Source organism: Aliivibrio wodanis, from assembly GCF_052920805.1.
Genome location: NZ_JBREXA010000002.1, coordinates 2,948,002 through 2,962,114, shown reverse-complemented (window position 1 = coordinate 2,962,114; position 14,113 = coordinate 2,948,002). Strand labels below are relative to the sequence as shown.

The 14,113-nt window shown below is 38.0% G+C and carries 12 protein-coding genes; 7 read left to right on the top strand and 5 right to left on the bottom strand.

Features of this window, described 5'->3' with window-relative positions; all coding sequences use genetic code 11:
• Positions 1-240 precede the first annotated feature (240 nt).
• A complete protein-coding gene (locus tag ACU5DF_RS21780) occupies positions 241-1,698 on the bottom strand; it encodes a glutathione synthase (RefSeq protein WP_446714152.1) in 1,458 nt (485 codons plus the stop codon).
• A 382-nt stretch (positions 1,699-2,080) separates the two neighbouring features.
• Between ACU5DF_RS21780 and ACU5DF_RS21775 the strand changes: the two genes are divergently transcribed.
• The gene (locus ACU5DF_RS21775; RefSeq protein ID WP_446714151.1) at positions 2,081-3,241 is read left to right on the top strand and encodes a GGDEF domain-containing protein; all 1,161 of its coding nucleotides are present in this window, start codon (positions 2,081-2,083) and stop codon (positions 3,239-3,241) included.
• 56 nt (positions 3,242-3,297) lie between these two features.
• Here the strand turns inward: ACU5DF_RS21775 and ACU5DF_RS21770 are convergent, their stop codons facing one another.
• Positions 3,298-3,927, bottom strand: a complete 630-nt coding sequence (locus ACU5DF_RS21770) for a magnesium transporter (RefSeq protein ID WP_080889815.1) — start codon at positions 3,925-3,927, stop codon at positions 3,298-3,300.
• Between the two features lie 412 nt (positions 3,928-4,339).
• Between ACU5DF_RS21770 and ACU5DF_RS21765 the strand changes: the two genes are divergently transcribed.
• On the top strand, positions 4,340-5,389 hold the full coding sequence (locus ACU5DF_RS21765) for a hypothetical protein (RefSeq protein ID WP_446714150.1): 1,050 nt from the start codon (positions 4,340-4,342) through the stop codon (positions 5,387-5,389).
• Positions 5,389-6,462, top strand: a complete 1,074-nt coding sequence (locus ACU5DF_RS21760) for a hypothetical protein (protein ID WP_446714149.1) — start codon at positions 5,389-5,391, stop codon at positions 6,460-6,462. Before ACU5DF_RS21765 ends, ACU5DF_RS21760 begins: the two co-directional genes overlap by 1 nt.
• Positions 6,463-6,492: 30 nt before the next feature.
• On the opposite strand, the gene pdxY is transcribed toward ACU5DF_RS21760, so the two are convergent.
• A complete protein-coding gene (gene pdxY, locus ACU5DF_RS21755; RefSeq protein WP_446714148.1) occupies positions 6,493-7,362 on the bottom strand; it encodes a pyridoxal kinase PdxY in 870 nt (289 codons plus the stop codon).
• Positions 7,363-8,158: 796 nt separating this feature from the next.
• Between pdxY and ACU5DF_RS21750 the strand changes: the two genes are divergently transcribed.
• Both ACU5DF_RS21750 and ACU5DF_RS21745 read left to right on the top strand, forming a co-directional pair.
• A complete protein-coding gene (locus ACU5DF_RS21750) occupies positions 8,159-9,628 on the top strand; it encodes an alanine/glycine:cation symporter family protein (RefSeq protein ID WP_045102781.1) in 1,470 nt (489 codons plus the stop codon).
• A gap of 360 nt (positions 9,629-9,988) precedes the next feature.
• The gene (locus ACU5DF_RS21745; protein ID WP_446714147.1) at positions 9,989-10,408 is read left to right on the top strand and encodes a VOC family protein; all 420 of its coding nucleotides are present in this window, start codon (positions 9,989-9,991) and stop codon (positions 10,406-10,408) included.
• A 77-nt stretch (positions 10,409-10,485) separates the two neighbouring features.
• Here ACU5DF_RS21745 and ACU5DF_RS21740 read toward each other — a convergent pair whose 3' ends face one another.
• Entirely contained in the window at positions 10,486-10,917 is a 432-nt protein-coding gene (locus ACU5DF_RS21740) for a DUF6691 family protein (protein WP_446714146.1), read from the bottom strand.
• 12 nt (positions 10,918-10,929) lie between these two features.
• Complete coding sequence (locus ACU5DF_RS21735) at positions 10,930-11,349, bottom strand: YeeE/YedE family protein (RefSeq protein ID WP_446714145.1); 420 nt, start codon at positions 11,347-11,349, stop codon at positions 10,930-10,932.
• Between the two features lie 221 nt (positions 11,350-11,570).
• Here ACU5DF_RS21735 and metA point away from each other — a divergent pair, with 221 nt between their 5' ends.
• Both metA and ACU5DF_RS21725 read left to right on the top strand, forming a co-directional pair.
• Positions 11,571-12,509, top strand: a complete 939-nt coding sequence (gene metA, locus ACU5DF_RS21730; protein ID WP_446714144.1) for a homoserine O-succinyltransferase MetA — start codon at positions 11,571-11,573, stop codon at positions 12,507-12,509.
• Between the two features lie 253 nt (positions 12,510-12,762).
• Positions 12,763-14,091 (top strand): anaerobic C4-dicarboxylate transporter, encoded by a 1,329-nt coding sequence (locus ACU5DF_RS21725; RefSeq protein ID WP_446714143.1) that lies wholly within the window; start codon positions 12,763-12,765, stop codon positions 14,089-14,091.
• The last annotated feature ends 22 nt before the right edge of the window (positions 14,092-14,113 follow it).

Below are 14,113 nucleotides of genomic sequence, written 5' to 3'. Positions count from 1 at the left end.
TTTTTGTGTCAGATACCTTACAAATCAAAAGATCCCTCCCTTAACAACTACCCTCAAAATACATTTTTAAAATACACTCGCCCTTTACTACCCACTTAATTTTTGTACTACCGCACATAAAAAACATTTGTGAAAGTTAGGGGAATAACAGCAGCCAGTTTATCTGGATGTGTTAGTAGTATGGTAATCAGAAGAAAGCCCAACACCATTGATATTGGGCTTTATATTCACCTATGCTTATTAATCAATTAGCACCAGTGAATCAAGGATCCCTTTTCCACTGTGGATCCCTCCTTCATTCTCACTTGCAGGCTTACTGCGAATTAAATATCCGGCATACCCTTCAAATTCTGTTACTGGATTTCCATTGTAATAGACCGTAAACAAGCCAATTTCACTGACTAAATCATTCACGATTGTCTGTTCTCCATCACGAACCGCAATGGTTGGCGTTTCACGTTCGTGTGGATATAAACGTTGCATTAACGCCCATGCATCATATTCCTCTGACATCAATTGGCTTAATTTCGCACTGATGTCCTGCCCAAAGACACAATGACCACCACCTTCACCTTGATTTTTTAACACCCACTCTTCTTGCTTTGCTTCTGAGTTAAACCATATGATAGTTTCGTTATTAACAGGCTTCATATCAGCTAAGACACTTTTTACCAATGTCGCCTCTTCGAGGGTTAATCCCCAGCGCGAATATTCCGCTTCTGGCATCATGGTTAATCGCATTTGCATTGTTTTACTGGTCGCTAATTGCTGACTGATGGTTGCATTCACCGCGACATGATTCTGCTCAATAAGCAATCGGGTTTGGCTTAACGTATGGCAACATTCTGACTCATTAAGTTCTGGTGAGAAATAGTCCTCATATTGATAACCCGCACGCAGATACACCACATCAATAGCTCCAACATTATCTAATAACAGACGTTTATTTTCACCACTAGACAGCTGAGTGCTGAGTTGTTCAAACGTACGTCTTACCGTGCGTACACCTTGTTTTTGCAGCTCAACTTCAAGCAAATGTTGGTCGTATACGTTATCTTCGTTCTTTTGAACCACCATCAAAAATGTAGGTTTACTTTGATCATTAAAATCCGAATTAACCGCTCTTGCAGCAATCGCAATGCCATAGGCCAATTGCTCTAAACCATGATTATCAGCAGAAGTGGCTGATGGATCTTCAATCCATTGATTATAGGTATCCGGCCATTGGTTTTTCATAAATAAATGAAACTCAGTAGCACGTTGACCAAAAGGCCCCATGCCTGCCGCAATCCCATTAAATTCAATTACTTTCGCACCATGGTTTCGATCATCCATGAAATCAGTACGCATTAATAATAAGGGTTTACGAGCGGCGGTGTAGTTATTCACATCATTATGTAGCGTACTGTGTAGTGACATTAAGCGACCGAAAAAAGGATCCGCTTTGGCCATATGACCCAATGACGCTTGCAGAAAATCATGATCTTCAGACACGTTATTAATAAGCTTCGTGATTAATGGCGTCACGGTTAATAAGTACTGATAAACCTCACGCTCAATGGTCATTGGTGCAATACTAAATGGACAGTGCCGTGCCGTATTATCTGCTTGTCGAAATGCCACACCGTGCATAATTGCCCATTCACAGGCATCTTCAATTACTTGCTGAGAAACAAACGATTTTTGTTCTGTATTCATTTTAATTACTCTTAAATTCAATAACTCAAGCGACGTTAGCCAATAACAATAGTGACTGCATATTAGCAGCTGCCCCATTTATCGTAACCCAAATCTTTGATTAAAAATCAGGATCCTCATATATAGTAATCGTTTGTTTTCGTATTAATCCCGCCGAATAACCACACGATATCCATCCAGTTTCATTTCATATAAAAACGCTTTTAATACATAAAGTTAAAATAGGATAGCTCGCTATAAATAACCTACTTCGTCGCAATTATCTAAACTTTTTGCCATTAGCAAAATGATACCTGTATAGTGATAAATGTATCCATATTGACTGAACTTTTACGTTCTAGGTCAATATTATTCAAATAAACACAAGGAGATAGAAAAAATCATGGATGGTTTTTCACTCGATATAAGAACCCTTAATTTTATTATTATTTTATTTTCCCTAATCTACTGCATTGGCCTGCTGCTTTTTCAATTCACTCAACAGACCATTCGAGGGCTTTCAACATTTGCAATGTCAATATTCGTTATTGGTACTGGGCCACTAATGCTAAGTTTAAGGGGAGACATTCCTGACTGGTTAAGTATTGTTGGCGCTAATATGTTAATTGCGTTTGGCTTCCATCTGTCTCTATATAGTTTATCTCTGTTTAGAAAGCACTCACTACAATACACTCACTTTAGTTCCTTAATGATGTTCGTCACTTTAATCAGTTTAATTTACTTTACCTATTATATCCCTTCCATAAAATACCGAATCATCATCATCAGCCTATATATGGTCTTTGTCACTCTAAGTACCGCCATTGTTGTGCTCAAAGGCAAGAATGATGATCTTGTATTAGCGACTCGAATGATGGCCTTATCCTTTGCTATCTATGGCGGGTTTATGATTTTTCGGATCATTGTCGTACTGCCGTCACTTGAACTAACTAACTTTATGACCGCAGGTTTAATTCACCAACTCACTTTCTTATTTAGTATTGTTCTTATTGTTTCAATGAGCTTTATTATGCTTTGGATGATTAATGCGCGGCTACTGAACTCTATCCATATTCTTTCTTATCATGATTCACTAACTACTCTTAAAAACCGCCGAGCCTTAGAAAAAATGGTTCCTAATATGATGCAGGAAGTAAAAACAACCCCAATCAGCATCATCATGACAGATATTGATAAGTTTAAATTAATCAACGATCAGCATGGGCATATTATCGGTGATCGTGTGATAAAAATGGTCGCAGAATCAATCAAAAATTCACTTAATTCTTCTGACTCTGCTTTTCGTTTTGGGGGAGATGAGATTATGATTTTATTACCTGATAGCCATGCAGAAAAAGCAAAGGAAATGGCGAATGAATTACGTCAATCGATATCTAAAATAACTATAGATGGTAGCAGCGAACTCTCACTAACCTCCAGTTTTGGCGTAGCTCAACTTTCTTCATTTGAAAGTTGGGAAGAATGTGTAGATCGGGCAGACAAGGCTCTATACCAAGCTAAAAGTAATGGTCGAAATAGGGTCGCTATTTGCCCTCAAACTTAATAAAGGTCAACCCCCACCCCCTGAGAGGTTGGGGTTATCTTATAGAGACTGAGACATCACCCTATATCAAGCAACGCAGAGGCAATAGCAAAATAAATTAAGACGCCAGAAATATCAGCAATAGAAGTGATCATTGGTGCACTAGCAGAAGCAGGATCTACATTGAGTTTATGTAAACCAAACGGAAGTATGATGCCAATTAAGCTACCAATCAGGACAATAACGATCATACTGAGCCCCACTACCATCGCAATCTCATAGCCGCCACGAAAGAAGCCAAGAAGATAAACCGCAGCCGCCATACTTAATCCTAAACCGAGCGCGACAAATACTTCTCTGCCTAGCATTTTACCCCAATCATTGGGCTTTACATCACCAGTGGCTAACGCTCGAACCATTAAGGTTGCGGATTGAGATCCTGCGTTACCACCGCTATCAATTAATAAAGGTAAGAAAAAAACAAGCGCGACATAAGACGTTATAATATCTTCAAAATACGCAATTCCCGCCCCTGAGAAGATATTACCGAAGACTAATAAAACGAGCCAAAATACACGCTTCTTATATAGCATTCCTATCGAGGCATGTTTAATGCTAATACCAAGGTTATCAACACCGGTATCTTTATGCAGGCTAGCTGTGGTTTCAATTTGTTCTATGTGCGTTTTTTGTTGTACGAATTCCATAATATGTCTCCAGATCTGAAAACATATCGCCCTCAGATCATCATGTAGAAAAAGAGTTAAACCTCCAACTTGGGGGTTCCTGTATGAGTGAGTTCATGATGAGTTCCTTGTTCGAAACACTGATTATATCAATTAGACTAAATATCTAATGATAAGGTTAATCTTAATATGAGGGTTCATATGCGAGCAAAATTAAGACGGCGAGACTTTAGCGAAAAGTCCAATAAGATACCACCAAGGACTGTAAGTAAAAGTTGCAGAGTTTGAATGTGGTTACACCCACTCTTCAATTTCAAAAATAAAAATTTAAAATATTCTTATTCAAATGGAAATAAGATCAAATTATTCATTTGATAAATATTTAACGAGCTTATACTCTAGAAAGATAATTACTCTCAAAAGGCTAGGTTTTATGAAATTTCTTTCTCGTTTATTGCTGTTAACCACTGCTATATCGCCTATTCCTAGTCTGGCGGCATTAGGAGAACATCCCATTATTTTGATCCACGGTTTTCAAGCGGGTCAATTACAAACTCAGCCAATGCACGATGAAGTAATTGCTGATGGTAAAAACTATTGGCAAGATTTTTGGCTATCAAAAGCTGACGAACGAATTGATTGGCCATCACAAGAAAGAGTTGCAGGAAAAATTTCAACCGATTACGTTTGGCCAAAACTCAAAGCTCTATCTAAAAGTAATACTTGTCAAAATGGGTGTATTTTAGTTACTCACTCAACGGGGGATTTAGTCGCTCGTTATCTATTAGACAATCAGGAAAACTGGTTAAAAAATGCAGGGCTAACACCACTAAATATTATTGCGACATTTGATTTTGCAGGTGCTGGCGGTGGTTCTGAATTAGGTGATCTTGCGATTAACATTTCAGAAGGCAATGGGTATTTAAATGCACCTTTAAAATACGCTATGACAAAATGGCTTGGTGAGGTTCCTAGTCCTCAAAACACTGGTGTCTTAAATGATTTAAAAGTAGCTAATGCTCGACAATTAGCACCTCTACCCGACAATCGTATTCCTCGTATTCGTTTTGTAGGTAAAGGCAGTGATTACTTCGGCTCTACCAGTGGTTTTCTTCCTGGTAAAGACGACGGTGTAGTAGCAAGCCACTCATCATGTGGTTCAAGTCAATCTGGTGAATTTACAAGTTGCTCTGCATCTATTTCTTTTGATGGAAAAATAGAGCCTCAATCACAAGCAGTAACCAGTTTTATGCCTTATCATTATCCTCTACTTATGGGAGATGACTATAGCCATAGTGGTTTAATCGGAACGAGTCATCAAGGGAAAGTGACAGCAGTAAACCAACAAAAAACATTGCTTGATGGTACTGTCATCCAAGTAAACACAACAGACTCAACTTATTGGTTAAATGGTAGTACTTACCGTTATGTTGATAAATCAGATAATGAAACCATGTCTGAATTGGTTAGTGAATTACTATAATGAACAAACACTTTTTATTTATTGGCGTGCTGCTGATGGTTGCAGCAGCCACTTTTCATTGGATAATGCGAGACAATACTCCACCACCCGCTATCGTTTCAGCCTACACGTTAGAGCAAAAAAAACCTCTTGACGAAATAACTTCAGCACAGCCAGTAAAGAGTAAAAAAAATAAGACAAACTCAACACTAATAGAAGATACTCAAACGCAATCTCGCCATGAACTACCTCAAGAATTGACTCAACAGTTTGCTCTTTTATCTAAAAGTTATGCAAATGATGTAGCATTCCCATCTTACTCGACGCCACTGCTTTCTAATGATATTAATTACTTAGAACCAAACCATTTTAGCGTGGTCGATATTCCTATTTTAGATGGCTCTCATACTGCTTCTTTATCATTAAAAAAATACCGTTTTGATTACCCGGAACCTATCGTCGTAACTTTAAATTCAGACCTAGGTATTGACCATATTGAATACGAATTATTTGATCCAAATACACGTGAGCCTCTTTTATCCCGATATTCTCAAGAATTAATAACAGAATTCACGCCCAAAAAAGAGTGGCCTCAAGAAATAAGAATTAAAGCAACGGTTTCATTTATCGATGGCGTAGATATCCTGACTACAGATATTCAATTTTCTAATCCTGTAGCTTATGTTAACTCTTTAGACGCTACTTACTCTGTAGGCAGTGATATGATTTTCCCTCTCAATTTAGAAGTAAAAGAAGCGGGGAATTATCGTATTCGAGCAAATTTATACCATGTTGATGGAAAGCCGATTGCATCATTAAATAATAAGAAAGAGATTACTCAAGGAAAGGTGGTTTTTGAATTAAAAGCACATCAATCTGTTCTTAAAAACCAACAAGGGGATCTAGAGTTACGGAATATAACAATCGAAAGAATGTCTGACTTCCCAGGAGAAAAGACACGTTACGGCACCAGTAAAGATGCCGTTCTTTCTGTTCTAAATTTTGATATTTCAAGCCTCAATGACGAGCCTTATCAAATGTCTGAGCAAGAGAAAAAGCGACTTGAATTCTTAAATGACATTGCTCAGCAATAATCTCACTATCTCTATTTAGTGCCCTTTTAATTAGGCTACTTTCTCTGCTTTTACTATTATATCAGGTGCATTGAACTGCTCTTGTGATGCGATGATCTGTAACTCATAAGCTCCACGATTGAAAGTCTCTTGCATAACAGAATCAACCGCGGCATTAGTACGCTCGAATGCCTCTACTGGCACATATCCTGCCATTAAATTGGCAAGCATCACTCCACTAATTAAATCTCCGGCCCCTACAGGCTGGCGCTTTGCATCAAAGTCATATAAAGGACGAGATATGTGATAACTACCTTCTTTAGTGGTTAATAGCATCTCAAAACGATCTTTTTGAACTCCCGCACGACTTAAGTGTTTCACCACTACCATCTTTACACCTTTATCAATCAGTTGCTTATTTGCTGCGATCACTTGGTCTAATGTATTGATCACCATACCAGATAAACTTTCTAACTCTAATAAATTAGGTGCAACAATATCTGCTGAGGCTAGTGCTGATTCTTTAAAAAACATTTCCACTTCTGGCGCAACGATACACCCTTTTTCAGGGTGTCCCATCACAGGATCGCAGAAATAAATCGCGTTTGGATTGTCTCGTTTGATTTTTTGAACAGCAGTAATAATCTCTTGACCTTGCGCTGCTGATCCTAAGTAACCACTTAATACCGCATCACAAACTTGAGTCGCTTCAATTGCTGATAAACCATCAACCAATTCTGAAATGTGGCCAGCAGGCATAGCCATACCTTTCCAGCCTTGTTGATATTGCGTGTGATTTGAAAACTGTACCGTGTTAATTGGCCATACTTCCATTCCCATCCTACGCATCGGGAAGACCGCAGCACTGTTGCCTGCACAACCAAACACCACATGAGATTGAATGGACAAAATACATTTCATAACATCACCAATAATTAAAATATAGAGTAAGAGCTTCAGCACCCTAAATTAAACGATAATACTTAGAAACCCTAGGGCTTAATTTTGTTTTAGTACTTTCACTGTTCAACTGCCAAATTTTTAAGCATGTACACCATAAATATCCGTTTCAATACCTAGATAATCACAAAAGAGTATTAAATGAGAAATTTTTCTATGCATGTTAAAAACATTTATTTGAGAAGAAAAACTGTAATTTATCACCAGTTACGCTAACTCTTCGAAGGTCAACTTATCTAAAATATTCAAATAAAGGTGACAGTCTAGGAATGGAAAGATAACGATAAAATTATCAATTAAATATTGGTAATAGAATAAGAAATTTCAATTTTAGAGCCCACGGCATATTGATAAAAAAGAATTAACTATCATTAAGTTATATCTGCATACTTAGAGTTAAGTACTTAGATACAACTTTATAAAATAGATAGATACCATAAACCCAAAAGCAGGTTTATTTTTTATAATAAAAGCGGGTCTAGCTAAAAATAAGAAACTTTCCAAAAGAGCATAAAACACATAAAAATAAAAACATTATTTTGTAAAAATTTTTAACCATACGTAAAAAAAGTATGGCATATTGTTTCATTATTATTGACTATGCAAAGCCTACTGAACTATATTAATCGCCGCAAATCCTTAGCAAACGATATTTTATACAACTTTATAACAAAGTTACTTATATTTCTTAAAGATTGAACGTTTGAAATTCATTTTTTAAGAAAAATAAATTGACGATTATTAATAAGGAAATTTCATGACAAACACAGATTTAACTCTAGTTGAGTCAATAAACGAAGCTTTAATGTCCGTTATTGGCGCAATTAATGGGCTTCTTTGGGGACAAGTTCTCGTTTATCTTCTTGTTGGTGTTGGTGTGTACTTCACTGTACGTCTTGGCTTCATTCAACTTCGCCAACTTGGTCACTCAATTAAAATTTTACGCAACGGTCAAGAGATCGACAGCGGTATCAGTTCTTATCAAGTATTTTGCACCTCTATGGCTGCTCGCGTGGGAACGGGTAACATGGCAGGTGTGGCAGTAGCATTAACTGTTGGTGGCCCTGGTGCTATCTTCTGGATGTGGGTAATTGCTCTATTTGGTATGGCTACAGCATTTATTGAATCAACACTAGCTCAAGTATACAAAGTGAAAGACGTTGACGGTCAATACCGCGGCGGCCCTGCTTACTACATGGAGAAAGGTCTTGGTCAACGCTGGATGGGGACTCTTTTCTCTATCTTCCTAATCATCGCTTTTGGTCTAGTATTCAACGCCGTTCAAGCAAACACGATTACTGATGCACTTAATCATTCATTTGGTTTTGATAAAACTATCATGGGTATCATCATTGTTGCTGTTTCAGGCTTCTTTATCATGGGTGGTTTACGTCGTGTTGCTAGCGCATCTTCAAAAATCGTTCCTGTTATGGCTATTGGTTACCTTGCGATTGCACTAATTGTTGTATTGATGAATATTACTGAAGTTCCTGCAGTATTAGCGCTTATCGTTAAGAGTGCGTTCGGTTGGCAAGAAGCGGCGGCTGGTGGTGTTGCTTATACTATCGCTCAAGCAATGCAATCTGGTATCGCTCGTGGTTTATTCTCGAATGAAGCGGGCATGGGTTCTGCTGCAAACATCGCAGCAAGTGCTACACCAAACCCTAACCACCCTGCATCACAAGGTTTTGTGCAAATGCTAGGTGTTTTTGTTGATACGCTAGTTATCTGTACAGCTTCTGCGGCGATGATTATGCTTTCAGGCGTAATGGATCAACCAGATGCAGCAACAGGCATTGGCCTTCTTCAACAAGCACTAACCAATGAATTAGGCGGTTGGACAAGCTACTTTATGGCTCTAGCTATTCTTCTGTTCTGTTTTACGTCTATCATTGCAAACTACAGCTACGCTGAAACAAACGTAATGTTCTTGAATGGTAATTCTAAGAAGGGTTTATTTGGTTTCCGTCTATGTGTACTAGCAATGGTTATGTTTGGCTCTGTAGCTTCTCTACCGGTGGTATGGAACTTAGCTGATGCATCTATGGGGATGATGGCATTAATCAACATCGTTGCTCTAGTATTGCTTTCTAAACTGGCAATCAAGATCATTAAAGATTACGAAACTCAACTTAAAGCGGGAAAAACTCCAGAGTTTGATCGTACTAAGTTCCCTGAGCTAGATAACCTAGATGGTGCATGGCACCCAAAGAAAAAGAAAGCATAATAACTCTCTTATCTCATAAATAAGCAAAGCCCGTAGCCTAAGTACTACGGGCTTTTTTTTATCTATAATTCAGACAAAACATAATGTTTAATACCAACTCCATTAATTATCTGGTCATTATTACTGGTTAAATATCTCAATAGTTGCGTTAAAAATTATTGCTGTAGAATAACTACTTATAAGAATTTTCGCCTTACTCTTAAGTGATTTTCCTGCGTAATAAATAGATCATCTAATTAGTTACATTGGTACAAATCAAAATAAATGATAAGGAAAATTAATTTAGTTATTGACCTAAAGTTAAGTTGAGGTTTTAAGCTGTATCCAACTAAGCAAGATTAATCAATGACAGGAGTCACTATGACACAATTTGAACATGCTAATCTCACCGTACCAAACATTGATGCAGCTATCGCTTTTCTTTTAAATGCAGCACCTGACTTTCGAATAAAAGCAGATCAAACCCCTAAAGGAAAACAACGTTGGGTACATATCGGCAACGATACTTGCTACTTTGCCTTGCAAGAGCCACACGATTCAATGACCTCTATCGACAATCGTAAGCCATACCAAAATATTGCAATTAACCATATTGGAATGATCGTTGAGAATTTAGATAGCATTCAAAATAAACTGCTTTCTTTAGGTTACGAACAAAATGGAGATATCGCACAAGAGAAGTATGGTCGACGCATTTATTTTTATGATAAAGCGCATTTTGAATGGGAATTGGTTGAATATAATAGTGAAAAAGAAGAAGAGCGTTATTGCTATGAATAAAGAATAACGGCTCGAACTCAGAATAGACGTAAAGGAGCCAATAATGTTATTAGCTCCTCTCTGATGCAAGTTTGATATTACGTATTTTTATTAAGAATGAAATGAGTACTTCCTAGCCCTATCATCATGGCAATTAAAAAATAAACCAAACCACTATTACCAAGCCCGATACTTGATACTGCGGGTCCAGGGCAAATACCTGCAATCCCCCAACCTAAACCAAAGATAGCTGCTCCTGATAGCAATTTCGTATCAATTTGTTTGTTACTAGACAAACAAAATTGTTCAGCGTTAAGTGGTTTTGTTTTTGGTTTAATTAATAAGAAATAGGCAGGCATAAAGACTAATAGTGCCCCTCCCATTACAAACATTAAGCTTGGGTCCCAGTGACCAGTAACATCTAAAAAACCAATAACTTTTTCAGGATCAGCCATGCCTGATATCGCCATGCCTAGACCAAATAGAAGACCAGAGATAAGAGACACTAGACGAAAAAATACATTATTCATAACCATCCCTTATTAAAGTATATGTAATCGAACAAATACGGTTATTGCAGCAACAAGCATAAACACTGCGGTTGCCACCATTGAGCGAACCGATAAGCGTCCAATACCACAAATCCCATGACCACTCGTACAGCCATTACCTAAACGAGTACCAATACCAACCAATAGTCCAGCAACAATAAGCATACTGGTTGTAGTTTCATACTCTTTTGGCACTTCAGCGCCTAAGAAATACACACCAATAGCACCACCCGCGATCATACTAAGCACGAACAGCCATCTCCATGCGTAGTCTCGTTTTTTCGGTGCCATTAACCCAGTCAGTACTCCACTGATCCCGGCAATTTTACCGTTAAGTAAAAGCAATAAAGTCGCTGATACACCTAACAGTATTCCGCCAAATAAAGAGCTCCATGGAATTGTCATCATCATTACTCATTAGTTTGTTTTTTAAACATATTAATAAGAGTACGTACGAACCATTAATTAGTCAATGCTTATTTAGCTTAACACAAATTAGCCACTACTAATATTGTAATGATAAAAATATAAAAAATGAGCATGACCCTATCTCGACACTCGATAAATAATAAGGTAGTTTAGGGGTATAGACGTATAGAATGCTACAAATTAAAATAACTTAAGGATAAGTTGTGCCGATAAAAATACCAGACCAACTCCCTGCTGCTGAAGTATTACGTGAAGAAAATATCTTTATCATGCAAGAGTCTCGCGCCACCACACAAGCCATTCGTCCTCTAAAAGTCATCATTTTAAACTTGATGCCAAAGAAAATTGAAACTGAAACACAATTTTTACGTTTACTTTCGAATAGTCCATTACAAGTGGATGTAGAGCTATTACGCATTGATAATCGAACCAGTAAAAATACACCAACTGAGCATTTAGATACCTTTTATCGCCAATTTGAAGGCATCAAAGATCGCAATTTTGATGGGCTGATAATTACAGGCGCACCGCTGGGTTTAGTGCAATTTGAAGATGTAATCTACTGGGATCACCTACAAACAATTATGACCTGGGCAAAAGACCATGTGACTTCAAGTTTGTATGTGTGTTGGGCAGCCCAAGCTGGCTTAAAGTTATTGTATGATTTACCTAAACGTACACGTAAAGAAAAATTATCTGGCGTATATCAGCATAATAACCTTGACCAACACCACCCTATTTTACGTGGCTTTGATGATCAGTTTTTAGCACCTCACTCTCGTTACGCTGACTTTTCAGCTGATTATCTAAATGAGCACACAGATCTCGATATTCTTGCCACTTCTGATCAGGCAGGTGTGTATTTAGCATCAACCAAAGATAAACGAAACGTATTTGTCACCGGACACCCAGAATACGATTCATTTACTCTGCATAATGAGTACGTTCGTGACCTCGGCGAGGGAATGGAACCTGTTATTCCTCTGAATTATTATCCAGACGATAACCCTGAGATCCCGCCAAAAGCGACGTGGCGCAGTCACGGTCATTTACTGTTTTCTAACTGGCTCAATTATTGTGTTTACCAACAAACACCGTACGATCTTGACCACTTTTCAGAGCAAAACTTCACACGAGACTAGTCTTCTTTGGGTATTAGCACCGAGTTAATACCCAAACCCCATCATATAATAACCAGTACAATCCGATAGATAGCGCCCATTTTTTCTTTTTTTGATAAAAAATGACCTTTCATTTAATTCAGATCAACCAAGCTTCTATTTATAAAACCAACAACAGTCTAAATGAGAACTTGCTCAATTAAACCATATGATAAATAAGGTATTAATGCCCTTAGTTGATTTTAATTATAATTGCATTAATGCAGGTGGTTCTATGTTGTACTTTGAATTTCTCTTTTTATTACTCGTTCTCTATACTGGTTCCCGATTTGGTGGTATAGGGTTAGGGGTTGTTTCTGGAATTGGTTTGGTCATTGAAGTCTTTATCTTCAAAATGCCACCAACCTCTCCTCCCGTCACTGTAATGTTGATCATCTTAGCCGTTGTGACTTGCGCCTCTATATTAGAAGCCGCTGGTGGTTTAAAATACATGTTACAAGTGGCTGAACGCATTTTAAGAAAGAACCCAAAACGGGTCACCATCATTGCGCCATTTGTCACTTATGCAATGACATTTTTACTAGGTACAGGTCATGCTGTGTACTCAATTATGCCTATCATCGGTGATGTAGCATTAAAGAATGGTATCCGTCCTGAGCGCCCAATGGCTGCTGCATCTGTTGCTTCTCAAATTGCTATTACCGCTTCACCACTTTCTGCTGCGGTTGTTTATTATCTCGCACAATTAGTAGATATTGACGCATCAATCACCTTAATGTCGATCTTAATGGTAACGGTTCCTTCGACTTTGTTTGGTACGTTAATGCTGGCACTTTACAGCTTACGTCGCGGCAAAGAGTTAGAAGATGATGAAGATTACCAAGCACGTTTAAAAGATCCTATTTGGCGTGAAAAAATCTTAAACACAACCTCAACCTCTTTAGATGAAGAACTTCCAACAAAAGCACGTAATGCAGTTCTTATCTTTTTAGCTGCAATTGCTTCGATTGTTGTAATTGCAATGTTCCCTGAAATTCGAACTATTGTTGATGGTGACAAGCCAATCAAGATGTCGGTGGTAATCCAAATGATGATGCTAGCGTTTGGTGGTATTATTTTATTAGCGACCAAAACTGATCCTCGTGATGTTCCTAATGGTGTGGTATTTAAATCAGGTATGGTTGCAGCAATTGCTATCTTTGGTATCGCTTGGATGTCAGATACCTATTTCCAATACGCTATGCCTCAATTCAAAGCTGGTATTGTTGATATGGTAACGCTTCACCCTTGGACGTTTGCTTTATCTCTATTTATTGTTTCTGTTGTGGTGAACTCACAAGCTGCAACCGCTCGTATGATGTTACCAGTAGGCCTAGCCCTTGGCTTAGAACCGGCTTTAGTTATTGGTTTAATGCCAGCCGTTTATGGTTACTTCTTCATTCCAAATTACCCATCAGATATTGCTACGGTAAACTTTGATAGCTCAGGTACAACTAAGATTGGTAAATGGTATTTTAACCATTCATTTATGTCAGTGGGCTTAATTGGTGTCGTTTCAGCCTGTGTCGTTGGCTATGTCTTAGGTCAAATTGTAATTGGTTAAATAGACAAAAGCCCATGCGTAT